The sequence below is a fragment of the Pseudoxanthomonas sp. G3 genome (genome assembly GCF_057654715.1).
The window spans coordinates 1157868-1179048 of sequence record NZ_CM172805.1; the positions used below are offsets into that span (position 1 = coordinate 1157868).

General features: G+C 65.8%; 30 protein-coding genes. 28 read left to right on the top strand and 2 right to left on the bottom strand.

All coding sequences use genetic code 11. The annotated features are described in order from the left end of the window. Positions 1 to 7: 7 nt before the first annotated feature. From rplC to AC23D6_RS05495, 28 genes are all read left to right on the top strand, one after another. Positions 8 to 661 carry a 50S ribosomal protein L3 gene (gene rplC, locus AC23D6_RS05360; protein WP_487751770.1) on the top strand — a complete coding sequence of 218 codons (654 nt, stop codon included), beginning with the start codon at positions 8 to 10 and terminating at the stop codon, positions 659 to 661. Between the two features lie 11 nt (positions 662 to 672). Continuing rightward, a complete protein-coding gene (gene rplD, locus AC23D6_RS05365) occupies positions 673 to 1278 on the top strand; it encodes a 50S ribosomal protein L4 (RefSeq protein WP_487751771.1) in 606 nt (201 codons plus the stop codon). After that, entirely contained in the window at positions 1275 to 1574 is a 300-nt protein-coding gene (gene rplW / locus AC23D6_RS05370) for a 50S ribosomal protein L23 (RefSeq protein ID WP_487751772.1), read from the top strand. The genes rplD and rplW overlap by 4 nt, the downstream gene beginning before the upstream one ends. A gap of 11 nt (positions 1575 to 1585) precedes the next feature. Then, positions 1586 to 2413 carry a 50S ribosomal protein L2 gene (gene rplB, locus AC23D6_RS05375; protein ID WP_487751773.1) on the top strand — a complete coding sequence of 276 codons (828 nt, stop codon included), beginning with the start codon at positions 1586 to 1588 and terminating at the stop codon, positions 2411 to 2413. Between the two features lie 6 nt (positions 2414 to 2419). Beyond that, on the top strand, positions 2420 to 2695 hold the full coding sequence (rpsS, locus tag AC23D6_RS05380) for a 30S ribosomal protein S19 (RefSeq protein ID WP_093296350.1): 276 nt from the start codon (positions 2420 to 2422) through the stop codon (positions 2693 to 2695). 12 nt (positions 2696 to 2707) lie between these two features. Further along, entirely contained in the window at positions 2708 to 3043 is a 336-nt protein-coding gene (gene rplV / locus AC23D6_RS05385; protein ID WP_079724420.1) for a 50S ribosomal protein L22, read from the top strand. Positions 3044 to 3045: 2 nt separating this feature from the next. Then, positions 3046 to 3765: a 30S ribosomal protein S3 gene (rpsC, locus tag AC23D6_RS05390; RefSeq protein ID WP_056878821.1), complete on the top strand. Its 720-nt coding sequence runs from the start codon at positions 3046 to 3048 to the stop codon at positions 3763 to 3765. A 6-nt stretch (positions 3766 to 3771) separates the two neighbouring features. Then, positions 3772 to 4185, top strand: a complete 414-nt coding sequence (gene rplP, locus AC23D6_RS05395) for a 50S ribosomal protein L16 (RefSeq protein WP_055941282.1) — start codon at positions 3772 to 3774, stop codon at positions 4183 to 4185. Continuing rightward, on the top strand, positions 4185 to 4370 hold the full coding sequence (gene rpmC, locus AC23D6_RS05400) for a 50S ribosomal protein L29 (RefSeq protein WP_055941284.1): 186 nt from the start codon (positions 4185 to 4187) through the stop codon (positions 4368 to 4370). Before rplP ends, rpmC begins: the two co-directional genes overlap by 1 nt. 12 nt (positions 4371 to 4382) lie before the next feature. After that, positions 4383 to 4649: a 30S ribosomal protein S17 gene (rpsQ, locus tag AC23D6_RS05405; RefSeq protein WP_093296353.1), complete on the top strand. Its 267-nt coding sequence runs from the start codon at positions 4383 to 4385 to the stop codon at positions 4647 to 4649. Between the two features lie 15 nt (positions 4650 to 4664). Next, positions 4665 to 5033, top strand: a complete 369-nt coding sequence (rplN, locus tag AC23D6_RS05410) for a 50S ribosomal protein L14 (RefSeq protein WP_013535986.1) — start codon at positions 4665 to 4667, stop codon at positions 5031 to 5033. A 15-nt stretch (positions 5034 to 5048) separates the two neighbouring features. After that, complete coding sequence (gene rplX / locus AC23D6_RS05415) at positions 5049 to 5366, top strand: 50S ribosomal protein L24 (protein WP_162109788.1); 318 nt, start codon at positions 5049 to 5051, stop codon at positions 5364 to 5366. An 11-nt stretch (positions 5367 to 5377) separates the two neighbouring features. Beyond that, on the top strand, positions 5378 to 5920 hold the full coding sequence (gene rplE / locus AC23D6_RS05420) for a 50S ribosomal protein L5 (protein WP_055941290.1): 543 nt from the start codon (positions 5378 to 5380) through the stop codon (positions 5918 to 5920). 20 nt (positions 5921 to 5940) lie between these two features. Then, complete coding sequence (rpsN, locus tag AC23D6_RS05425) at positions 5941 to 6246, top strand: 30S ribosomal protein S14 (RefSeq protein ID WP_487751774.1); 306 nt, start codon at positions 5941 to 5943, stop codon at positions 6244 to 6246. Between the two features lie 202 nt (positions 6247 to 6448). Then, positions 6449 to 6847: a 30S ribosomal protein S8 gene (rpsH, locus tag AC23D6_RS05430; RefSeq protein WP_162109785.1), complete on the top strand. Its 399-nt coding sequence runs from the start codon at positions 6449 to 6451 to the stop codon at positions 6845 to 6847. A 16-nt stretch (positions 6848 to 6863) separates the two neighbouring features. Continuing rightward, positions 6864 to 7391: a 50S ribosomal protein L6 gene (gene rplF, locus AC23D6_RS05435; protein WP_487751775.1), complete on the top strand. Its 528-nt coding sequence runs from the start codon at positions 6864 to 6866 to the stop codon at positions 7389 to 7391. Positions 7392 to 7420: 29 nt separating this feature from the next. Further along, positions 7421 to 7777, top strand: coding sequence for a 50S ribosomal protein L18 (gene rplR / locus AC23D6_RS05440; RefSeq protein ID WP_487751776.1), 357 nt, complete (start codon positions 7421 to 7423; stop codon positions 7775 to 7777). 154 nt (positions 7778 to 7931) lie between these two features. Then, positions 7932 to 8474 (top strand): 30S ribosomal protein S5, encoded by a 543-nt coding sequence (rpsE, locus tag AC23D6_RS05445; RefSeq protein ID WP_267793386.1) that lies wholly within the window; start codon positions 7932 to 7934, stop codon positions 8472 to 8474. Next, positions 8467 to 8658: a 50S ribosomal protein L30 gene (gene rpmD / locus AC23D6_RS05450; protein ID WP_055941302.1), complete on the top strand. Its 192-nt coding sequence runs from the start codon at positions 8467 to 8469 to the stop codon at positions 8656 to 8658. Before rpsE ends, rpmD begins: the two co-directional genes overlap by 8 nt. Then, positions 8658 to 9101 carry a 50S ribosomal protein L15 gene (rplO, locus tag AC23D6_RS05455; protein ID WP_175455805.1) on the top strand — a complete coding sequence of 148 codons (444 nt, stop codon included), beginning with the start codon at positions 8658 to 8660 and terminating at the stop codon, positions 9099 to 9101. The genes rpmD and rplO overlap by 1 nt, the downstream gene beginning before the upstream one ends. A 7-nt stretch (positions 9102 to 9108) precedes the next feature. Beyond that, positions 9109 to 10470 (top strand): preprotein translocase subunit SecY, encoded by a 1362-nt coding sequence (gene secY / locus AC23D6_RS05460; protein ID WP_093487356.1) that lies wholly within the window; start codon positions 9109 to 9111, stop codon positions 10468 to 10470. 347 nt (positions 10471 to 10817) lie between these two features. Beyond that, on the top strand, positions 10818 to 11174 hold the full coding sequence (rpsM, locus tag AC23D6_RS05465) for a 30S ribosomal protein S13 (RefSeq protein ID WP_056878872.1): 357 nt from the start codon (positions 10818 to 10820) through the stop codon (positions 11172 to 11174). A 12-nt stretch (positions 11175 to 11186) separates the two neighbouring features. Beyond that, the gene (gene rpsK, locus AC23D6_RS05470; protein ID WP_055941307.1) at positions 11187 to 11579 is read left to right on the top strand and encodes a 30S ribosomal protein S11; all 393 of its coding nucleotides are present in this window, start codon (positions 11187 to 11189) and stop codon (positions 11577 to 11579) included. Positions 11580 to 11593: 14 nt separating this feature from the next. Beyond that, positions 11594 to 12223, top strand: coding sequence for a 30S ribosomal protein S4 (gene rpsD / locus AC23D6_RS05475; RefSeq protein WP_055941309.1), 630 nt, complete (start codon positions 11594 to 11596; stop codon positions 12221 to 12223). 50 nt (positions 12224 to 12273) lie between these two features. Then, the gene (locus AC23D6_RS05480; protein WP_056878832.1) at positions 12274 to 13272 is read left to right on the top strand and encodes a DNA-directed RNA polymerase subunit alpha; all 999 of its coding nucleotides are present in this window, start codon (positions 12274 to 12276) and stop codon (positions 13270 to 13272) included. 184 nt (positions 13273 to 13456) lie between these two features. Beyond that, complete coding sequence (gene rplQ / locus AC23D6_RS05485; RefSeq protein WP_056878833.1) at positions 13457 to 13831, top strand: 50S ribosomal protein L17; 375 nt, start codon at positions 13457 to 13459, stop codon at positions 13829 to 13831. Between the two features lie 156 nt (positions 13832 to 13987). Continuing rightward, positions 13988 to 14503, top strand: coding sequence for a disulfide bond formation protein B (locus AC23D6_RS05490; RefSeq protein ID WP_487751777.1), 516 nt, complete (start codon positions 13988 to 13990; stop codon positions 14501 to 14503). Positions 14504 to 14555: 52 nt separating this feature from the next. Then, positions 14556 to 15950 carry a class II 3-deoxy-7-phosphoheptulonate synthase gene (locus tag AC23D6_RS05495; RefSeq protein WP_487751778.1) on the top strand — a complete coding sequence of 465 codons (1395 nt, stop codon included), beginning with the start codon at positions 14556 to 14558 and terminating at the stop codon, positions 15948 to 15950. A 9-nt stretch (positions 15951 to 15959) separates the two neighbouring features. Here the strand turns inward: AC23D6_RS05495 and AC23D6_RS05500 are convergent, their stop codons facing one another. Together AC23D6_RS05500 and AC23D6_RS05505 are read right to left on the bottom strand one after the other, a co-directional pair. After that, on the bottom strand, positions 15960 to 19388 hold the full coding sequence (locus AC23D6_RS05500) for a bifunctional diguanylate cyclase/phosphodiesterase (protein WP_487751779.1): 3429 nt from the start codon (positions 19386 to 19388) through the stop codon (positions 15960 to 15962). A 188-nt stretch (positions 19389 to 19576) separates the two neighbouring features. Next, entirely contained in the window at positions 19577 to 21160 is a 1584-nt protein-coding gene (locus AC23D6_RS05505; RefSeq protein WP_487752576.1) for an amidase, read from the bottom strand. Positions 21161 to 21181 lie beyond the last annotated feature (21 nt).

Here is a 21181-nt window from a genome sequence, read left to right on the forward strand (position 1 = left end):
CACGACCATGACCGCGAAGAAATATTCGTTGGGTCTCGTCGGCCGCAAGGCTGGCATGACCCGCGTGTTCACCGAAGATGGCAGGTCCATCCCGGTGACGCTGATCGAAGCCACCCCGAACCGCATCACCCAGATCAAAACCCCGGAAACCGACGGCTACAGCGCCGTGCAGGTTGCCGTGGGCGCGCGCCGCGCCTCGCTCGTCACCAAGCCGGTCGCCGGTCACCTGGCCAAGGCCAAGGTCGAAGCCGGTCGTGGCCTGTGGGAACTGCGTGTCGAAGCCGACAAGCTGGGCGACTTCGCCATTGGCGGCGAGATCAAGGCCGACATCTTCGAGGTCGGCCAGAAGGTCGACGTCCAGGGTGTGACCAAGGGCAAGGGCTTCCAGGGCACCATCAAGCGTTGGAACTTCACCATGGGTGACGCCACCCACGGTAACTCGCTGTCGCACCGCTCGCCGGGTTCGCTCGGTCAGCGCCAGACGCCGGGTCGCGTGTTCCCGGGCAAGAAGATGTCCGGCCACATGGGTGCCGTGCAGCAGAGCACGCAGAACCTGGAAGTCGTCCGCGTGGACGCCGAGCGCGGCCTGATCGCCGTCCGCGGCGCCGTGCCGGGTGCGCCGGGTGGCGACGTGATCGTGCGTCCGGCGAGCAAGGGTTGAGGAGAACGACCATGGAACTAGCCATTAACGGTAGCGCCAACAAGCTGTCGGTCTCCGACGACGTGTTCGGCCGCGAGTTCAGCGAGGATCTGGTTCACCAGGTCGTCGTTGCCTACCGCAACGCCGGTCGTGCAGGCACCAAGGCGCAGAAGACGCGCGCCGAAGTGAACGGCACCACCAAGAAGTCCAAGAAGCAGAAGGGTGGCGGTGCCCGTCACGGTGCCCTGACCGCGCCGATCTTCGTCGGCGGCGGCGTCACGTTCGCGGCCAAGCCGCGCAGCTTCGCGCAGAAGGTCAACCGCAAGATGTACCGCGCGGCCATCAGCGCCATCCTGTCGGAACTGAACCGTCAGAACCGCCTGACCATCGTGGAAGCGTTCGACATCGACGCGACCAAGACCAAAGGCTTGGTCGAGAAGCTGAAGGGCCTGGACGTTGGTCAGCGCCCGCTGATCGTCACTGAGGACGCCTCCGAGCACCTGTACCTGTCCGCCCGCAACCTTCCCTATGTGGAAGTGCGTGACGTGCAGGGCCTAGACCCGGCGGCGCTGGTCGGCGCTGACTCGGTCGTGATCACGACCGACGCCGTCAAGAAGATCGAGGAGTGGCTGGCATGATCAGCAACGAGAAGATTTTTGCCGTGCTGCGTGCTCCGCGTGTCTCCGAGAAGACCGTGCGCCTGCAGGAAGTTTCCAATCAATACGTCTTCGAAGTCTCGAGCGATGCCACCAAGGCCGATGTGAAGGCCGCGGTCGAGCAGCTGTTCGACGTCAAGGTCGAGACGGTCAACGTGGTGAACGTGAAGGGCAAGAACAAGTCCTTCCGTAACCGCGCCGGCCGCCGCGGCGACTGGCGCAAGGCGTACGTGCGTCTGGCCGATGGCCAGGCCATCGACGTGTCGGCCAAGGCCTGAGGTAGACCCACATGCCATTGATGAAGTTCAAACCCACCTCCGCCGGCCGCCGTTCCGCCGTCCGCGTGGTGACGCCCGACCTGCACAAGGGTGCGCCGCACACGCCGCTCCTTGAGAAGCAGAGCAAGACCGGTGGCCGCAACCACCACGGTCGCATCACCACCCGTCACATCGGTGGCGGCCATAAGCAGCACTATCGCCTGATCGACTTCAAGCGCGACAAGGAAGGCATTCCGGCGCGCGTGGAGCGGATCGAATACGATCCCAACCGCACCGCGCACATCGCGCTGCTGTGCTACGTCGATGGCGAGCGCCGCTACATCATCGCCCCCAAGGGCCTGAAGGCCGGCGACCAGGTCATCGCCGGTAGCGATGCCCCGATCAAGGCCGGCAACACGCTGCCGCTGCGCAACATCCCGGTCGGTACGACGATCCACGGCATCGAGCTGAAGCCGGGCAAGGGCGCGCAGATCGCCCGCGCCGCCGGCGCCGCCGTGCAGCTGGTCGCCCGCGAACAGGGTTTCGCCACGCTGCGCCTTCGCTCCGGCGAAATGCGCAAGGTGCAGGTCGAGTGCCGCGCCACCGTCGGCGAAGTCGGCAATGACGAGCACAGCCTGGAGAAGTTGGGCAAGGCCGGTGCCAAGCGTTGGCGCGGCGTCAAGCCGACCGTCCGTGGTGCGGCCATGAACCCCGTCGACCACCCACACGGTGGTGGTGAGGCCAAGGCCGGCCAGGGCAACCCGCACCCGGTCACCCCGTGGGGTGTCCCGACCAAGGGTTACAAGACGCGCAAGAACAAGCGCACGCAGCAATTCATCGTCCGCGATCGTAGGGGCTAATCGACCATGGCACGTTCACTCAAGAAGGGCCCGTTCGTCGATCACCACCTCGTCAAGAAGGTGGAGGCCGCGGGCGGCAGCAAGAAGCCGATCAAGACCTGGTCGCGCCGCTCCATGATCCTGCCGGAGATGGTGGGTTTCACCATCGCCGTGCACAACGGCAAGAACCACGTTCCGGTGCTGGTCAACGAGAACATGGTCGGCCACAAGCTCGGCGAGTTTGCCGTCACGCGTACCTTCAAGGGTCACGGTGGCGACAAGAAAGCCGGCGGCAAGAAGTAAGGAGAGATGACCATGGAAGCGAAAGCCATCCTGCGCACCGCGCGCATCTCCCCGCAGAAGGCCCGCCTGGTCGCCGACCAGGTGCGTGGCCTGTCGGCCGAACGCGCCGTCAACCTGCTGAAGTTTTCGGACAAGAAGGCCGCCCACCTGATCAAGAAGGTCGTGGAGTCCGCCATCGCCAACGCCGAGAACAACCAGGGTGCCGACGTCGACGAGCTGAAGGTCAAGACCATCATGGTCGACGAAGGTCCGGTGCTGAAGCGTTTCATGGCCCGTGCCAAGGGCCGTGGTACCCGCATTCTTAAGCGCACCAGCCACATCACCGTGGTCGTGGGCGAGGGCAAATAAGTATGGGTCACAAAGTTCATCCGACCGGCATCCGCCTGGGCATCGCCAAGGACTGGAATTCCAAGTGGTTCGCCAACAAGCGCGACTACGCCGACTACCTGGCTGCGGACCTCAAGGTGCGCGAGATGCTTCGCAAGAAGCTGGCCCAGGCCGGTATCTCCAAGATCCTGATCGAGCGTCCGGCCAAGACGGCGCGCGTGACCATCCACACCGCCCGTCCGGGCGTGGTGATCGGCAAGCGCGGTGAGGACATCGAGAAGCTGCGCAAGGAAGTGAGCGACCTGATGGGCGTCCCGGCGCACATCAACGTCACCGAAGTGCGCAAGCCCGAGCTGGACGCCCAGCTGGTGGCCGAGTCGATCGCGCAGCAGCTGGAGCGCCGCATCATGTTCCGTCGCGCGATGAAGCGCGCCGTGGGCAACGCGATGCGCCTCGGTGCCCTGGGCATCAAGGTCAACGTGGCTGGCCGCCTCAACGGTGCCGAAATCGCCCGTTCGGAGTGGTACCGCGAAGGCCGCGTGCCGCTGCACACGCTGCGTGCCGACATCGATTACGGTTTTGCCGAGGCGAAGACCACCTACGGCATCATCGGCATCAAGGTGTGGGTCTACAAGGGCGAAATCTTCGATTTCAGCCAGGTGGGTCAGGAGAAGCAGGACGACGCGCGCCCCGAGCGCAGCGAACGTCCGTCGCGCCCGGCTCGTGACCGCGACGCGAGGTAATCAGTCATGTTGCAACCCAAGCGAACCAAATACCGCAAGATGCACAAGGGCCGGAACGAAGGCCTGAGCTGGAGCGGCAACCTCGTCAGTTTCGGCGAGTACGGCCTGAAGGCCACGGCGCACGGTCAGCTGACCGCGCGCCAGATCGAAGCGGCCCGCCGCTCGATCAGCCGCTACGTGAAGCGCGGCGGCAAGATGTGGATCCGTGTGTTCCCCGACAAGCCGATCACCAAGAAGCCCATCGAAGTGCGAATGGGTTCGGGTAAGGGCAACGTCGAATACTGGGTCGCCCAGATCCAGCCGGGCCGCATGATCTATGAAATCGAAGGCGTCAGCGAGGACATCGCGCGCGAGGCGTTCCGCCTGGCCGCGGCCAAGCTGTCGGTCACCACCACTTTCGTGACCCGGACGGTGCGCTAATGGAACTCAAGCAACTCCGCGAGAAGTCGGCTGACGAGCTCAAGGCCCACCTGACCGAGCTGCGCAAGGAGCAGTTCTCCCTGCGCATGCAGAAGGTGACCGGCCAGCTGCCGAAGACGCATGAAACCCGCCGGGTCCGCCGCGAGATCGCTCGCGTCAAGACCCTGCTGGGCAGCCAGAAGTAAGGAGCGACCAAGATGAGCGATAACAAAGACAAAGCGCAACGCACCATCGAAGGCCGCGTCGTCAGCAACAAGATGGACAAGACGGTCACCGTCCTGGTGGAGCGTCAGGTCAAGCACGCCCTGTACGGCAAGTACATCAAGCGTTCCACGAAGCTGCACGCGCACGACGCGGACAACAGCTGCAAGGAAGGCGACGTGGTGCGTGTGACCGAGATCGCCCCGTTGTCCAAGACCAAGAACTGGCGCGTGGTGGAAATCATCACCCGTGCGGCTGAATAAGAGGAGATCTGAATCATGATCCAGATGCAGAGCTACCTTGACGCGGCCGACAACTCCGGCGCCAAGGAACTGATGTGCATCAAGGTGCTGGGCGGCTCGAAGCGCCGTTACGCCGGCATCGGTGACATCATCAAGGTGACCGTGAAGGACGCCATTCCGCGCGGCAAGGTCAAGAAGGGCGAAGTCTACGACGCCGTGGTCGTGCGCACCCGCAAGGGCGTTCGCCGTCCCGACGGTTCGCTGATCCGCTTCGACGGCAACGCCGCCGTGCTGCTCAACAACAAGCAGGAGCCGATCGGCACCCGCATCTTCGGGCCTGTGACCCGCGAGCTGCGCTCCGAGAAGTTCATGAAGATCGTTTCGCTCGCGCCTGAAGTGCTCTGAGCGGAGGACATAGAAATGGCAAACCGTATCAAGAAGGGCGACCAGGTCGTCGTCATCACCGGCAAGGACAAGGGCAAGAAGGGCGACGTGGTGCGCGTGGACGGTGACCGTGTGGTCGTCTCCAACGTGAATGTCGTCAAGCGCCACACCAAGCCGAACCCGCAGGCCGGTATCGCGGGTGGCGTGGTGGAGAGCGAGCGCTCGATCCACATCTCCAATGTCGCGCTGTTCAACCCGGCGACGGGCAAGGGCGAGCGTATCGGTTTCAAGGTGCTGGAGGATGGACGCAAACTGCGTGTGTTCCGCTCCAGCGGTGAGGCGCTCGACGCCTGAGGAATGAGGACATGACCACCCGTCTCGAAAAAATCTACAAGGAAGAAGTGGCGCCGGCTCTGATGAAGAAGTTCGGCTACACCAATCCGATGGAAGTGCCGAAGATCACCAAGATCACCATCAACATGGGTGTGGGTGAAGCGGCGACCAACAAGAAGATCCTGGAAAACGCCGTGGCCGACCTGGCCAAGATCACCGGCCAGAAGCCGATCACGACCAAGTCCCGCGTGTCGGTGGCTTCGTTCAAGATCCGCGATGGTTGGCCGATCGGCTGCAAGGTCACCCTGCGTCGCGCCAAGATGTACGAATTCCTGGACCGCCTGATCAGCATCTCGCTGCCGCGCGTCCGCGACTTCCGTGGCGTGTCCGGCCGTTCGTTCGACGGTCGCGGCAACTACAACATGGGCGTGAAGGAACAGATCATCTTCCCGGAAATCGATTTCGACGCCGTCGACGCGATCCGCGGCATGGATATCGCCATCACGACGACCGCCAAGAACGACGCCGAAGCGAAGGCGCTGCTCGAAGCGTTCAAGTTCCCGTTCCGCAACTGATTCGCTAGGAAAAAGACATCATGGCAAAGACCTCGATGGTCAACCGCGACATCAAGCGGGAAAAGCTGGCCAAGCAGTACGCCGCCAAGCGCGATGCGCTGAAGAAGATCGTGTCCAGCACGACGGCGTCGTACGAAGAGAAGATCGACGCGGCCACCAAGCTGCAGAAGCTGCCGCGCGATTCCTCGCCGAGCCGCCAGCGCAACCGCTGCGAGTTGTCCGGTCGCTCGCGCGGCGTCTACCGCAAGTTCGGACTGGGCCGCAACAAGCTGCGCGAAGCCACCATGCGCGGCGACGTGCCCGGCCTGCGCAAGGCCAGCTGGTAACGACCTCCGGCGGCGCCCGCAAGGGAGGTCGCACGGGATGAAGAGACAAGTCCGGCACATGCCGGACTAGTTGTTGTACAATGTTCGGCTCCCACGGCTTGGCCGGGGAGGGCGGGCCACCCGCCACCCACCTGGGGGTGTCCAGGCACAACCTAGATTTTCGCGAAAGCGGATATCGGTGCTACTCATAAGGCAGACTCTAATGAGCATGACTGATCCCATCGCCGACATGCTGGTGCGCATTCGCAATGCCGCCGCTGTGGGCAAGCCGACGGTGAAGATGCCGTCCTCCAAGATCAAGACCTCGATCGCCAACGTCCTCAAGGCGGAAGGCTATATCGGCGACGTCCGCGTGACGAAGACCGAGAACAACAAGGCCGAGCTCGAGATCGTTCTCAAGTATTTCGAAGGCAAGCCGGTCATCGAGAAGCTGAGCCGCGTGTCCCGTTCGGGCCTGCGCCAGTACCGTGGCAAGGCCGAACTGCCGAAGGTCCTCGGTGGCCTGGGCGTCGCCATCATCTCCACCTCGAAGGGCATCATGACCGATGCGCAGGCCCGTGCGGCCGGCGTCGGTGGCGAAGTCCTGTGCTTCGTGGCCTAAGCGAAGGAGCCCACACATGTCCCGCGTAGCCAAGAAGCCGATCAATCTCCCGAAGGGCGTCGAACTGAACGTCCAGGGTGAGACCCTCAACGTCAAGGGCCCGAAGGGCACCCTGTCCATCGCCAAGCCCGCTGGCGTCGACATCAATGTCGATAACGGCGTTGCGAACCTGTCGCCGGCGACCCCGGCCGACGACGCCCTCACCGGCACCATCCGCGCGATCCTGGCCAACATGGTCAAGGGCGTGTCGGAAGGTTTCGAGCGCAAGCTCGAGCTGGTGGGCGTGGGTTACCGCGCTGCGATGCAGGGCAAGGACCTGAACCTGTCGCTGGGTTTCTCGCACCCGATCCTGTTCAAGACGCCGGAAGGCATCACCATCGCCACCCCGACCCAGACCGAAATCCTGGTCCAGGGTGCCGACAAGCAGCGCGTTGGCGAAGTCGCCGCCAAGATCCGCGGTTTCCGTCCGCCGGAGCCCTACAAGGGCAAGGGCGTGAAGTACTCCGACGAAACCATCATCCGCAAGGAAGCAAAGAAGGCCTAACCGGGCCTTCGGCTTCGAGGAACCAGATCATGAGCATCAAGAACATCGCCCGCCTGCGCCGTGCCAAGTCGACCCGCGCCCACATCCGCGAGCTCGGCGTGCCGCGCCTGTCGGTGCTGCGCACCGGCCAGCACATCTACGCCCAGCTGTTCACCGCCGACGGCGCCAAGGTGATCGCGTCGGCGAACACCCTGCAGGCCGACGTGAAGGATGGCCTGAAGAACGGCAAGAACAGCGACGCCGCCGCACGCGTCGGCAAGATCATCGCCGAGCGCGCCAAGGCCGCGGGCATCGAGAAGGTCGCCTTCGACCGCTCGGGCTACCGCTACCACGGCCGCATCAAGGCGCTGGCCGATGCCGCCCGCGAGGGTGGCCTGCAGTTCTAAGCTTGGAAGGCATGGGGCGATCCCATGCCCTGACCTGCCGGCGCAGGCTGCGCCGGGCGCGTCCGCTCTTCTGCAGCGAACGACGCTTCACCGTTCCACACCACAACCATAAGCGGCCCAGCCGTACATACCCATCAACCAAGGAATTCAAGCAATGGCAGAAGAACGTCAACCGCGGGGCCGCGATCGCGATCGCAACCGCGAAGAGAAAGTCGACGACGGCATGATCGAGAAGCTGGTCGCGGTCAACCGCGTCAGCAAGACCGTCAAGGGCGGCCGCCAGTTCACCTTCACCGCGCTGACGGTGGTGGGCGATGGCAACGGCAAGATCGGTTTCGGTTACGGCAAGGCGCGCGAAGTGCCGGTCGCCATCCAGAAGTCGATGGAATATGCCCGCAAGGGCATGCTGAATGTCGATCTGAACAACGGCACGCTGTGGCACCCGGTGAAGGCCGGCCACGGTGCGGCGCGCGTGTTCATGCAGCCGGCCTCGGAAGGTACGGGCGTCATCGCCGGCGGCGCCATGCGCGCCGTGCTGGAAGCGGTGGGCGTGAAGAACGTGCTGGCCAAGGCCGTCGGTTCGCGCAACCCGATCAACCTGGTGCGCGCCACGCTCAAGGGCCTGAGCGACATGCAGTCGCCGTCGCGCATCGCGGCCAAGCGCGGCAAGAAGGTGGAGGAACTCCTCAATGGCTAACGAGTCCAACAAGACCGTCAAGGTGCGCCTGGTGCGCGGCCTGCGTGGTTCCCAGTCGCGTCACCGCCTGTCGGTGAAGGCGCTGGGCCTGAACAAGCTCAACGATGTGCGTGAACTGAAGGACAGCCCGCAGGTGCGGGGTCTGATCGCCAAGGTTCACTACCTCGTCAAGGTCGAGGAGTAATCAACATGCGTCTCAACACACTGAAGCCCGCCGAGGGCGCCCGTACCGAGCGCACCCGCGTCGGTCGCGGTATCGGTTCCGGCCTGGGCAAGACGGCGGGTCGCGGCCACAAGGGCTCGTTCGCGCGCGCCGGTAAGGGCAAGATCAAGGCGAAGTTCGAAGGCGGCCAGATGCCGCTGATCAAGCGTCTGCCGAAGGTCGGTTTCCGCTCCAAGCTGAAGCTGGATTGCGCCGAAGTGCTGTCGTACCAGCTCGAGAAGCTGGAAGCCGGCGAGATCGACTTCGCCGCGCTGCGTGCCGCCAAGCTGGTGCCGAGCACCGCCAAGCGCGCCAAGATCGTCAAGAAGGGCGAACTCACCAAGAAGTTCGTGCTGAAGGGCGTGGCCGCCACGGCCGGTGCCAAGGCCGCCATCGAGGCTGCCGGCGGCAGCGTGCAGGAGTAACGGACGCATGGCGCAGGGTAATGCCGCCAGTGCGCTGGCAGGCGCAGGCAAGTTCACCGAACTCCGCCAGCGCCTGCTGTTCGTCCTGGGCGCGTTGATCGTCTACCGGATCGGCTGCTTCGTGCCGGTACCGGGCGTCAATCCCGATGCCATGCTTGCGATGATGCAGGCGCAGGGCGGCGGCATCGTGGACATGTTCAACATGTTCTCGGGCGGCGCCCTGCACCGTTTCAGCATCTTCGCGCTCAACGTCATGCCCTACATCTCGGCGTCGATCGTGATGCAGCTGGGCGTGCATATCTTCCCGAGCCTGAAGGCGCTGCAGAAGGAAGGCGAATCCGGTCGCCGCAAGATCACCCAGTACTCGCGCATCGGCGCCGTGCTGCTGGCGGTCGTGCAGGGCGGCAGCATCGCCACCGCGCTGCAGAACCAGGTCGCTCCGGGCGGCATGCCGGTGGTGTACGCGCCGGGCATGGGCTTCGTGCTGACCGCCGTTGTCGCGCTGACCGCAGGCACCATCTTCCTGATGTGGCTGGGCGAGCAGGTGACCGAGCGCGGCATCGGCAACGGCGTCTCGCTGATCATCTTCGCCGGTATCGTGGCGGGGCTGCCGGGTGCGGTCATCCAGACTGTCGGGGCGTTCCGCGACGGCACGCTGAGCTTCATCTCGCTGCTGGTGATCGCGCTGGTCGTGCTGGGCTTCACGTTTCTGGTCGTGTTCGTCGAACGCGGACAGCGCCGGATCACGGTGAACTACGCACGCCGCCAGGGTGGCCGCAACGCGTACATGAACCAGACGTCGTTCCTGCCGCTGAAACTCAACATGGCCGGCGTGATTCCGCCGATCTTCGCCTCCAGCATCCTGGCCTTCCCGGCGACGCTGGCGATGTGGTCGGGCCAGGGCACGGGCGCCGCCACGTGGTTGCAGCGTATTTCCAATGCGCTGGCTCCGGGCGAGCCGCTGCACATGATCGTGTTCGCCGCGATGATCATCGGCTTCGCGTTCTTCTATACGGCCCTGGTGTTCAACTCCCAGGAAACCGCAGAGAACCTGAAGAAGTCCGGCGCGCTGATTCCGGGCATCCGTCCTGGCAAGGCCACGGCCGACTATGTGGACGGCGTGCTGACCCGCCTGACGGCGATCGGTTCGCTGTACCTCGTGGCGGTCTGCCTGCTGCCGGAAGTGATGCGCACGCAGCTGGGCACCTCGTTCTACTTCGGTGGCACCTCGCTGCTGATCGTGGTGGTGGTGGTGATGGACTTCATCGCGCAGATCCAGGCGCACCTGATGTCCCACCAGTACGAGAGCCTGCTGAAGAAGGCCAATTTGAAGGGCGGTTCGCGGGGCGGTCTTGCCCCCCGTGGCTGAGGTATAATCGCGGGTCATTCCGCACCAGTCCGGCCCTTCGCGGCCGGCTGACTTAGATGGGCGGCCTCCGCGGCGATCCGGCGCGGGGGTGAGAGCCAGCCAGTCCCTGCGCCAGAGTAGCGCGGGCGGGGCGGGGCAGGGGGAAATCCCCGATCCCGCACCAGGCAGGTTCCGGCGCCGGAGCATGGGCACACTCCCCATGCCGGGTCTGCCGCCGGCTTTGCCGGCACGGACTTCCTTGGAACCCCGGATCTTGCTACAATTTCCAGTTCACTCCGCCTGTCTGTGCGAAATCCCGCCCGGGATGATCGTACACGGGCCAATACTCACAGTTGGAGAACCGCGTCATGGCGCGTATTGCAGGTGTCAACCTGCCTGCCCAGAAGCATGTCTGGGTCGGTTTGCAAAGCATCTACGGCATCGGCCGTACCCGTTCCAAGAAGGTCTGCGAAGCCGCTGGCGTCGTGTCGACCACCAAGATCCGCGACCTGTCGGAGCCGGAAGTCGAGCGTCTGCGCGCCGAAGTCGGCAAGTACGTGGTCGAAGGCGACCTGCGTCGTGAAGTCGGCATCGCCATCAAGCGACTGATGGACCTGGGCTGCTACCGCGGCCTGCGTCACCGTCGTGGCCTGCCGCTGCGTGGCCAGCGCACCCGCACTAATGCCCGCACCCGCAAGGGTCCGCGCAAAGCCATCAAGAAGTAAGGGGCGACCATCATGGCCAAGCCAGCTGCTGCCAAAGTCAAGAAGAAGATCAAGCGCGTCATCACCGACGGCGTCGCCCACGTCCACGCTTCTTTCAACAACACCATCGTCACCATCACCGATCGCCAGGGCAATGCGCTTTCCTGGGCGACCTCGGGTGGTGCCGGTTTCCGCGGTTCCCGCAAGTCCACGCCGTTCGCGGCGCAGGTGGCTGCCGAAAAGGCCGGCCGTGCCGCTCTGGACTACGGCGTGAAGTCGCTGGAAGTCCGCATCAAGGGCCCGGGTCCGGGTCGTGAGTCGGCCGTGCGTTCGTTGAACAACGTGGGCTACAAGATCACCAACATCATCGACGTGACGCCTATCCCGCACAACGGGTGCCGTCCGCCGAAGAAGCGTCGCGTCTAAGGGGGCGATAAGAAATGGCTCGTTATATCGGTCCTACCTGTAAGCTCGCGCGCCGCGAAGGCGCCGACCTGTCGCTCAAGAGCCCGGCCCGTGCGCTGGACTCCAAGTGCAAGCTGGAGCAAAAGCCCGGCCAGCACGGCGCCACCGCCCGCAAGGGCAAGCTGTCCGACTACGCCACCCAGCTGCGCGAGAAGCAGAAGGTCAAGCGTATCTACGGCCTGCTGGAGCGCCAGTTCCGCAACTACTACAAGAAGGCCTCGACCAAGAAGGGCAACACCGGCGAGAACCTGCTGCAGTTGCTGGAAACCCGCCTCGACAACGTCATCTACCGCATGGGCTTCGCCGTGACCCGTCCGGCCGCCCGCCAGCTGGTCTCGCACCGTGGCGTGCTGGTCAACGGCAAGCCGGTCAACCTGCCTTCCTACCAGGTCAAGGCCGGTGACGCGATCGCGCTGTCGGAGAAGGCCCAGAAGCAGCTCCGCGTGCAGGAGTCGCTGACGGTCGCCGAGCAGCTCGACCTGAACCCGTCGTGGGTCGAAGTCGATGCGAAGAAGTTCAGCGGCGTGTTCAAGGCGGTTCCGGCGCGTTCGGACCTGCCCGCCGACATCAACGAAGCGCTGATCGTCGAGTTGTACTCGAAGTAATTCATTCACGCACCCCCGGGCGACCGGGGGACCGCAGGAGACAAAGCAACATGACGGGTATTACTCAGCAAGTGCTGCGCCCCCGCGGCCCGCAGATCGAGCGCCTGACCGGCAACCGTGCGAAGGTGGTCATCGAACCGCTGGAGCGTGGTTACGGCCATACGCTCGGCAATGCGTTGCGCCGCGTGCTGCTGTCGTCGATCCCCGGCTTCGCGATCACCGAAGTCGAGATCGATGGCGTGCTGCACGAATACAGCACCATCGAAGGCATGCAGGAAGACGTGCTGGAAGTGCTGTTGAACCTGAAGGATGTGGCCATCCGCATCCACTCCGGCGATTCGTCCACCCTGAGCCTGGCCAAGCAGGGCCCGGGCGTGGTGACCGCCGGCGACATCAAGACCGACCACAACGTCGAGATCCTGAATCCGGAACTGGTCATCTGCAACCTGACCAAGGACACGGCGCTGAACATGCGCCTGAAGATCGAGCGTGGTTTCGGCTACCAGCCGGCTGCCGCCCGTCGTCGTCCGGATGAAGAAACCCGTGCCATCGGCCGCCTGGTGCTGGACGCCTCGTTCTCGCCGGTCCGTCGCGTCGCGTACGCGGTAGAAGCCGCGCGCGTCGAGCAGCGCACCGACCTGGACAAGCTGGTCCTGGACATCGAGACCAACGGCACGATCGACGCCGAGGAAGCCGTGCGCACCGCCGCCGACATCCTCAGCGACCAGCTGTCGGTGTTCGGTGACTTCACGCACCGCGACCGCGGCGCGCCGAAGCAGGCTGCCAGCGGCGTGGATCCGGTGCTGCTGCGCCCGATCGACGATCTGGAGCTTACGGTGCGTTCGGCCAACTGCCTGAAGGCCGAGAGCATCTACTACATCGGCGACCTGATCCAGAAGACGGAAGTCGAACTGCTCAAGACCCCGAACCTCGGCAAGAAGTCGCTGACCGAGATCAAGGAAGTCCTGGCGCAGCGCGGCCTGTCCCTGGGCATGAAGCTGGAAAACTGGCCGCCGGCCGGTGTCGCCCAGCACGGCATGCTCGGCTGATGATGTAACCCGGAGCTCCTGCGTCCGCGCGGGAGCTCCGTTGCAACACCCACGTCGACGGACCTGAAGGCCCGCGGCGCTCCGGTCAAGGATGGCCGGTTAGGACCACCCGCAGTCCACAGTTGCAACGCCTGGATGGCGACAGCGAAATCCAACGTCCCACTCTTCTTCAGGAATCCAACCCATGCGCCACCAGAAAGCCGGCCGCAAGTTCAGCCGCACCAGCGCCCATCGCGAAGCGATGTTCCGCAACATGGCCGCCTCGCTCATCAAGCACGGCCTGATCAAGACCACCCTGCCGAAGGCCAAGGAGCTGCGCCGCGTCGCAGAGCCGCTGATCACCCTCGGCAAGATCGATGGCGTGGCCAACCGCCGCCTGGCGTTCGCCCGCCTGCGCGACAAGGAAGCCGTCGGTACCCTGTTCACCACGCTGGGCCCGCGCTACCAGTCGCGCCCGGGTGGCTACCTGCGCATCCTGAAGTGCGGCTTCCGCGCCGGCGACAACGCGCCGATGGCGTACGTCGAGCTGGTCGATCGTCCGGAAGCGGCGACCGAGTAAGGTGCACGCAAAGGCATCAAGCGAGAGCCCCGACCATCGTCGGGGCTTTTGCGTTTTGGGGCAGGTCGCGCGTTCCCGGGGTGCGGCGGATGGCCGCAGGTGACGTGGATGCGTCCGCTTGTGGATAATGCGGCAACCCCCATGCGACCGGTGCCGATGAATCCTCTCCGTTGGAGTTTCCGCGCGCAGTGCTTTCTGGGCTTCGCGATCTGCGCGAGCCTGCTTGGCTACGCGCTGTATGTGCAGTTCGTGCAGCACCTGGAACCCTGTCCGTTCTGCATCTTCCAGCGGCTCGCCTTCGCGGCGACGGGCGTGCTGTTCCTGCTGGGCGCGCTGCACGGCCCGCGTCGCGCCGGTGGCCGCAGGATCTACGGCACGCTGACGTTCATCGCCGCCGCCGCGGGCATCGGCATCGCCGGGCGGCACGTATGGGTACAGGTGTTCCCGCCGCTGATGCCGAGTTGCGGGCCGGGTTGGGACTACATGATCGAGACGAACACCTGGCTCGGTGTCGCGCAGAAGGTGCTGTCCGCCAAGGGCGACTGCAGCACCGTCGACTGGAGTTTCCTCGGCCTGACCATGCCGATGTGGAGCCTGGTGTGGTTCGTGCTGCTCGCCATCTGGGCGCTGTGGATCGGCTTCCGCGCCCGCAAGACCTCGACCTTCCGCTGATTTGACGCGGCGCACCAGTCTGTCAGGATGGTGGGCCGCAAGGAGTCCTGCCATGAACCCCACCGACCGCCCCCTGCGCGCCGTCAATCTGCCGCCGAACTGGGCGCCGGACACCTGGCGTTCGCGTCCCGCGATGCAGATGCCCACCTACCCGGATGCCGGGGCGCTGGAGGCCGCGCTGGGCGAACTACGCCAGTTGCCGCCCCTGGTGACGTCGTGGGAGATCTTCTCGCTGAAGAAGCAGCTTGCCGAAGCGCAGGAAGGCAAGCGCTTCTTGTTGCAGGGCGGCGACTGCGCGGAGAACTTCTCCGACTGCGAATCCGGGCTGATTTCCAACCGGCTCAAGGTCCTGCTGCAGATGAGCCTAGTGCTGGTGCACGGCCTGCGCCTGCCGGTGGTGCGCGTGGGGCGGTTCGCCGGTCAGTACGCCAAGCCGCGTTCGGCCGACATGGAGACGCGCGATGGCGTCACGCTGCCAAGCTACCGCGGCGATGTGGTCAATGGGCCTGAGTTCACGGCCGAGGCGCGGCTTCCCGATCCGCGACGCATGATCAAGGCGCATGCGCGCTCGGCAATGACGATGAACTTCGTGCGCGCCCTGATCGATGGCGGGTTTGCCGACCTCCATCACCCGGAATACTGGAACCTCAACTGGGTGGGCTACTCGCCGCTGGCCAACGAGTACCAGCACATGGTCACCTCGATCGGCGATGCGGTGAGGTTCATGGAAACCCTGTCGGGCTCCGAGGTGCACAATCTCAACCGCATCGACTTCTACACCTCGCACGAAGCGTTGTTGCTGCCGTACGAAGAAGCGCTGACGCGCGAGGTGCCGCGCCAGTGGGGCTGGTTCAACCTCAGCACGCACTACCCGTGGATCGGCATGCGTACGGCGGCGGTGGATGGCGCGCACGTGGAGTACCTGCGCGGCCTGCGTAACCCCATCGCGATCAAGGTAGGCCCGTCGGTCACGCCGGATCAGTTGCTGCGTCTGATCGACGTGCTGAATCCGGAAGACGAAGCCGGACGCCTGACCTTCATCCATCGGATGGGCGCGGCGCAGATCGCCGAGAAACTGCCGCCGCTGCTGGACGCCGTCCGTCGCGACGGTCGCCGCGTGCTGTGGGTCTGCGACCCGATGCACGGCAATACGGAAAGCACCAGCAATGGTTTCAAGACCCGTCGTTTCGACAACGTCCGCAGCGAGGTCGAGCAGTCCTTCGACCTGCATGCCGCGGCGGGCACGCGCTTGGGCGGCGTGCACCTGGAACTGACCGGCGAAGACGTCACCGAGTGCACGGGCGGCGCGCGCGAGCTCACCGATGCCGACCTGGAGCGCGCCTACCGCTCGACGGTCGATCCGCGCCTCAACTACGAGCAGTCGCTGGAGATCGCGATGTGCATCGTGCGCAAGCAGAACCAGGCGGCCGCGCCCGCGACGCGCTGAGGCGTTGCGTCACGCGCCGTGCGTAGGCACGGCGTGCGGCGCCGGCGGGATGGTCCATGTCTTCGCCCGCGCGTACATGCGCGCGAACTCGGGCGCCGGCACCGGCGTACTGAAGTAATTGCCCTGCAACTCGTCGCAGCCGTTGGCGGCCAGCCAGGCGGCCTGCGCGGCGGTTTCGACGCCTTCCGCGATGGTGCGGCACTGGAGCTGGTCGGCCAGGCCGATGATCGCCCGTGTGATCGCCGCTTGGTTCGGTTCCGAGACGTCGCGGATGAAGGACTGGTCGATCTTCAGCACGTTGAAGCCATAGTTGCCCAGGTAGCTCAGGCTGGAAAAGCCGGTACCGAAGTCGTCGATCGCAATGCGGACCCCCAGCGCCTTCAACGCGCGCAGCGTGCGATCGGTTCGCTGGACATCGCGCATCAGCGTGGTCTCGGTGACTTCGAGTTCGAGGAACTCGGCGGCGAGCCCACTGTCTTCCAGCGCGCCGACGACGGTGTCGACCAGGTCGTCGGTATCGAAGTTCGCCGCGGCGATGTTGACCGATACCCGGATCGGCGGAAGCCCGGCCTGCTGCCAGATGCGGTTCTGCCGGCAGGCGGCGCGAATCGCCCACTGGTCGATGTCGACGATGAGGTTCGTCTCTTCCGCGATCGGCAGGAATTCGCCCGGCATGACGAGGCGTTCGCCGCGCTGCCAGCGCGCGAGCCCCTCGACGCCGACGATGCGGCCGGTCAGGCAATCGATCTGCGGCTGATAGTGGAGGACGAGGTCGCCATTGCGCAGGCTGCGACGCAGGCTGTTCTCCAGTTCGATGCGCGCGTCGACACTCGACGCCAGTTCGCGCGTGTAGAAGCGAGTGGCGTTGCGGCCGTTGCGCTTGGCCAGGTACATGGCGGCATCCGCGCGCATCATCAATGTGCCGGCGTCGTACCCGTCTTCCGGGAACAAGCTGATGCCGATGCTGAAGGCCTGGTGCAGTTCGTGCGAGGCGACGGTGTAGGGCGTGCCACTGAGCGCCAGCAGGCGGTCGGCGACCTGCAGCACGTTCTCGCGCGTCACCACGTTCGGCAACAGCACCACGAATTCGTCGCCCCCGGTGCGATAGACCGTGCCGAGGTTGCCGATATTGCGCTGGATGCGGCGCGCGACCTGTTGCAGCAACTCATCTCCGGTGTGGTGGCCGAGCGCGTCGTTGACGTGCTTGAACAGGTCAAGGTCCAGGAACAGCACGGCGATGCCGTTGCCGTGATTGGTGGCGTGGGTGATCGCCTGGCCCAGGCGCTCGTTGAGCTGCAGCCGGTTCGGGAGCCCGGTGAGCGCATCGTGGTGGGCGAGGTAGGTCATGCGCGAACTCAGCGCGCGGGATTCGGTGATGTCCCGGAGGACCATGACGCTGCCGATGAGTCGCTCATCGCGATCGTGGATGGGCGACAGCGAGCGCTCGACCAGAATGCGCGAGCCGTCGCGGCGCGCCAATTGCAGATCGCCCGGCTGCGCGAGCGGGTGGTCCGCGTCCGCTTCCTCGGAGGCTTCCACGCGCGCCAGCGGCGCGATGCGGTCGAGCGACTCGCCGAGCGCCTGCTCCAGGTTCCAGCCGCTCAGCGCTTCGGCCGCGGGGTTCATGTAGGTGACGTGGCCCTGCACGTCCACCGTGATGACGGCTTCGCTGATCGACGTCAGCGTCACCTCCGCCAGCTCGTTCGCATTGTGCAGTGCGTGTTCGAGGCGTGCCTTCTCGGTGATGTCGATCGCCATCACGAAGAAGCCCGATACCACGCCGTCCTCGTCCACGTCGGGCGTGTAGAAGCTGTGCAGACGGCGCACGCCGTCCACCATGCTGAAGCTGCTTTCGAAATCGCCGTCGCGCCCGGCCAGTGCGGCCTCGATGTGCGGCAGGCGCCGCGCGTAAGCGTCTTCGCCGAACAGGTCGCGCATATGCGCGCCGATGCGCAGCGGTGCGCGCCACTTGACCTGTTCGGCGCACGCGCGGTTGGTGAAGACCAGACGCTGTTGCGTGTCGAACTGCGCGATCAGCGCGGGGAGACGGTCGGTGACGCGCTTCAGGTGGTCGCGCGCCATCGCGAGCTCACGGTGCGCCTGGCGCTGCTCGCTGACGTCGTTCCCCATCAGGTACCAGCCGGCGATGCGCTGGTTGGGCTCCACGTCGGGCACCAGGTAGAGGTGCACGGGACGCGCGGGTTTGCCGATCTCGGCATCCCAGGCGACCCAATGCTCGGGTGTGCAGTCGCGCATCGCCTGCTTCAGCGAGGCCAGGAACGCCGGATCGGCCGCATGCACCTCGTCCAGCGGGCGCTCGCTCCAGGCCTCGTGCGCGCCAGACCACGTGCGGCTGGCGCGATTGGCGAAACCGTAGCGGCCTTCCGCATCGATGTAGGCGATCAGGGCGGGCAGGTGGTCGGCCACGGCATCCAGAAGCGCGCGACTGCGTCGCTCGGTGCGTGCCAGACTGCGCAGCAACAGGAACAGCAGCACGCCCAGGCCGATGCCGCACAACGAAAGCAGCAGGATGGGCAGTTGGCCTGGCAAGGCTTCGCGCATCGGCGGCGACTGCAGCACCAGCCGCCACGAGCTGCCCAGCAGGCGCAGGTCGCGCTGCGAGGTGAAGGCGGGCTTCCACGCCTCGCCGTGGCGGTCGCGCAACGTGCGGGTCTGGTAGATCGGTTCGCCGCCATGGTCGCGGGCGAGCAGTTGCAGGTCGAACTCGCCGCCGTCCGTGCGCCCGATCGCGTCGTCCATCACCTGCTGCCAACCGAAGCCGGCCGTCGCGAACCCGCGCAACAGCGACCGCCGCGCTTCCACACCCTCGCGCGCGGCCACCGAATCGGCGTAAACGGGTGCGTACAGCAGAAAGCCGGGCAGGCCGATGCTGCCGCGGGAGGCGTCGCCGAGCGCGACCAGCGGTGCGGCGGCGAGTTCGCCGGTATCGCGTGCGGACTCGATCGCGCCCCGACGGACGGTTTCCGCCATCACGTCCTTGCCCAGCAGCGGACGCATGCCGGGCGCATCCGGGTACAGCAGGTCGATCACCACGTATTCGCCGCGGTCGCCGGCAGGGTGGATGGCGAAGGCGTCGCCGTAGCGCACGCGTTGCGCGGCGACGTAGGCATCGCGATCGGCCGCGCGCACGTAACGGGCAAAGCCCAACCCGTGTACCCCCGACTGGCGGGTGGGCACCTGCAGCTTCTCGACGAAGGCGTAGAAGCTGTCCTGGTCGATGTCCTGGCGGCCCTCTAGCACCGCAGCGGCGGCGCGCACGGTGTCCTCGTAGGCATTCATGTGGGTCGCGACCGCGGTGGCTACGGCGTCGGCGCGCGCGTCGAACTGGGCGTGGGCATGGTCTCGGGCCTGGCGCCAGGCGATCAGGCCTGTCCACAGCGACAGCAGGCAGGCCACGACCAGGACGCCCCACGCCAACGAGTTGAGGTTGCGCTCTCGCCGGCGTGCGGTGGATCCGGATCCACCGAATGCCCGCCGTTCCGACCCCCGGTCCGCGCCAGACGCCACGCGTGTCGTCCCCACCTGCTGGTTACCGGCTATGACGCCACGAACCCGGTACGCCTGCAAGCACTCCCTTGCGCCGGATGGCTCACAGTGAAGCCTGGTCAGCGCCCGTCGGCACGGGCAGGCAGGCTGGGCCAGTATTCGGGCGGCTTGCGTGCCCGCGTGCGCTGCTCATAGTCATAGCCCAATGCGATCAGGCGCGCCTCGCTCCAGGCCGGCCCCATGAAGGTCAGGCCGAGCGGCAGGCCATCGCTGTGGCCCATGGGCACGGTGAGGCTGGGATAGCCCGCCACCGCTGCCGCGCCATAGCCCGCGCCAGGGAAGTGATCGCCAGCGTTGTGGTCGGTCAACCACGCGGGGCCGGTGGTGGGTGCGATGAGCGCGTCCAGTTGCTGCGCCTTGAGCGCCGCGTCGATGCCTTCAGGCCCCGCCAACCGCCGCGCACGGCTGCGTGCGGTGATGTAGTCCGCTTCGCCGAGGCCGCCTTTCTCGTTGGCGCGCTCGAACAGGTCCTGGCCGAAGTAGGGCATCTCCGACAGCCGGTACTGCTGGTTGTAACCGATGAGCTGGGTCAGCGTGGTCAGCGGCGCTTTGCGTTCGGACAGGTAGCGCTCGAGCCCGTGCTTGAACTCGTAGAGCATCAGGGTGAGCTCGTCCGCGTTCCACTGCCCGTCGGTGGGGATCTCCGTGTCGACGACGGTGGCACCGGCCTCGCGCAGCACACGCAGGGCCTCCTCGAGGGCGGCCGCGGCGTCGGGATGGATGTCCGCCTTGCTGCGAAGCACACCGATGCGTGCACCCTGGAGCGCACCGGGTTTGAGGCGCGCGCTGTAGTCCAGCGTGGTGTTCCAAGTGGCGTTCATGGTCGCGGCGTCAGCCGGGTCCCGCCCGGCCAGCACGCTGAGCAGCAGCGCCGCATCGGACACGCTGCGGGCGATGGGGCCGGCCGTGTCCTGGCTGTGCGAGATCGGCAGGATGCCCTGCCGGCTGACCAGTCCCACGGTGGGCTTGAGCCCGACCACGCCGTTGACGGCCGCCGGGCACAGGATGCTGCCGTCGGTCTCGGTGCCCACGCTGACCGCCGACAGGTTCGCCGAGACGGCGACCGCGCTGCCGGAGCTGGAGCCGCAGGGATTGCGATCCAGCGCGTAGGGATTGCGCGTCTGTCCACCGCGCCCGCTCCAGCCGGAGGTCGAGTGCATCGAGCGGAAGTTCGCCCATTCGCTCAGGTTGGCCTTGCCCAGGATGACCGCGCCGGCTTCGCGCAGGCGGCGCACGAGGAAGGCGTCCTGACCCGGGCGGAAGTCCTTCAGCGCCAGCGAGCCGGCGGAGGTCGCCATGGGCACGGCGTCGATGTTGTCCTTCAGCAGCACCGGGATGCCGTGCAGCGGGCCGCGTACGGCGTTGGCGCGGCGCTCCACGTCGCGCAGCGCCGCTTCCTTCAGCGCGTCCGGGTTCACTTCGATGACGGCATTGAGCTGCGGTCCCGCTTTGTCGACGGCGGCGATGCGGTCCAGGTAGGCCTGCGTCAGGCGTCGGCTGTCGAGTTCGCCTGCCTGCATGCGCGTCTGCAGGTCGGCCACATCCAGTTCGGCATAGATGAAGTCGGTCGGTGCCGGCGGCGTGGCGGCCTGCGGCGGCGCCGGCTGGCAGGCCGCCAGGGCGAGCATCAGGCCGAACGGCAGCAAGAATCGACGCATGCGGAT

Coding starts and splice junctions, on each gene's coding strand:
- rplV (WP_079724420.1), top strand. CDS start 2,708: ATGGAAGCGAAAGCCATCCTGCGCACCGCGCGCATCTCCCCGCAGAAG.
- AC23D6_RS05495 (WP_487751778.1), top strand. CDS start 14,556: ATGAACCCCACCGACCGCCCCCTGCGCGCCGTCAATCTGCCGCCGAAC.
- rpsS (WP_093296350.1), top strand. CDS start 2,420: ATGGCACGTTCACTCAAGAAGGGCCCGTTCGTCGATCACCACCTCGTC.
- secY (WP_093487356.1), top strand. CDS start 9,109: ATGGCGCAGGGTAATGCCGCCAGTGCGCTGGCAGGCGCAGGCAAGTTC.
- rplN (WP_013535986.1), top strand. CDS start 4,665: ATGATCCAGATGCAGAGCTACCTTGACGCGGCCGACAACTCCGGCGCC.
- rplB (WP_487751773.1), top strand. CDS start 1,586: ATGCCATTGATGAAGTTCAAACCCACCTCCGCCGGCCGCCGTTCCGCC.
- rplX (WP_162109788.1), top strand. CDS start 5,049: ATGGCAAACCGTATCAAGAAGGGCGACCAGGTCGTCGTCATCACCGGC.
- rpsM (WP_056878872.1), top strand. CDS start 10,818: ATGGCGCGTATTGCAGGTGTCAACCTGCCTGCCCAGAAGCATGTCTGG.
- rpsD (WP_055941309.1), top strand. CDS start 11,594: ATGGCTCGTTATATCGGTCCTACCTGTAAGCTCGCGCGCCGCGAAGGC.
- rpsK (WP_055941307.1), top strand. CDS start 11,187: ATGGCCAAGCCAGCTGCTGCCAAAGTCAAGAAGAAGATCAAGCGCGTC.
- rplP (WP_055941282.1), top strand. CDS start 3,772: ATGTTGCAACCCAAGCGAACCAAATACCGCAAGATGCACAAGGGCCGG.
- rplC (WP_487751770.1), top strand. CDS start 8: ATGACCGCGAAGAAATATTCGTTGGGTCTCGTCGGCCGCAAGGCTGGC.
- rplE (WP_055941290.1), top strand. CDS start 5,378: ATGACCACCCGTCTCGAAAAAATCTACAAGGAAGAAGTGGCGCCGGCT.
- rplQ (WP_056878833.1), top strand. CDS start 13,457: ATGCGCCACCAGAAAGCCGGCCGCAAGTTCAGCCGCACCAGCGCCCAT.
- rpsN (WP_487751774.1), top strand. CDS start 5,941: ATGGCAAAGACCTCGATGGTCAACCGCGACATCAAGCGGGAAAAGCTG.
- rplD (WP_487751771.1), top strand. CDS start 673: ATGGAACTAGCCATTAACGGTAGCGCCAACAAGCTGTCGGTCTCCGAC.
- AC23D6_RS05480 (WP_056878832.1), top strand. CDS start 12,274: ATGACGGGTATTACTCAGCAAGTGCTGCGCCCCCGCGGCCCGCAGATC.
- rplW (WP_487751772.1), top strand. CDS start 1,275: ATGATCAGCAACGAGAAGATTTTTGCCGTGCTGCGTGCTCCGCGTGTC.
- rpsH (WP_162109785.1), top strand. CDS start 6,449: ATGAGCATGACTGATCCCATCGCCGACATGCTGGTGCGCATTCGCAAT.
- rpsE (WP_267793386.1), top strand. CDS start 7,932: ATGGCAGAAGAACGTCAACCGCGGGGCCGCGATCGCGATCGCAACCGC.
- rplR (WP_487751776.1), top strand. CDS start 7,421: ATGAGCATCAAGAACATCGCCCGCCTGCGCCGTGCCAAGTCGACCCGC.
- AC23D6_RS05490 (WP_487751777.1), top strand. CDS start 13,988: ATGAATCCTCTCCGTTGGAGTTTCCGCGCGCAGTGCTTTCTGGGCTTC.
- rpsQ (WP_093296353.1), top strand. CDS start 4,383: ATGAGCGATAACAAAGACAAAGCGCAACGCACCATCGAAGGCCGCGTC.
- rpmD (WP_055941302.1), top strand. CDS start 8,467: ATGGCTAACGAGTCCAACAAGACCGTCAAGGTGCGCCTGGTGCGCGGC.
- rpmC (WP_055941284.1), top strand. CDS start 4,185: ATGGAACTCAAGCAACTCCGCGAGAAGTCGGCTGACGAGCTCAAGGCC.
- rpsC (WP_056878821.1), top strand. CDS start 3,046: ATGGGTCACAAAGTTCATCCGACCGGCATCCGCCTGGGCATCGCCAAG.
- rplF (WP_487751775.1), top strand. CDS start 6,864: ATGTCCCGCGTAGCCAAGAAGCCGATCAATCTCCCGAAGGGCGTCGAA.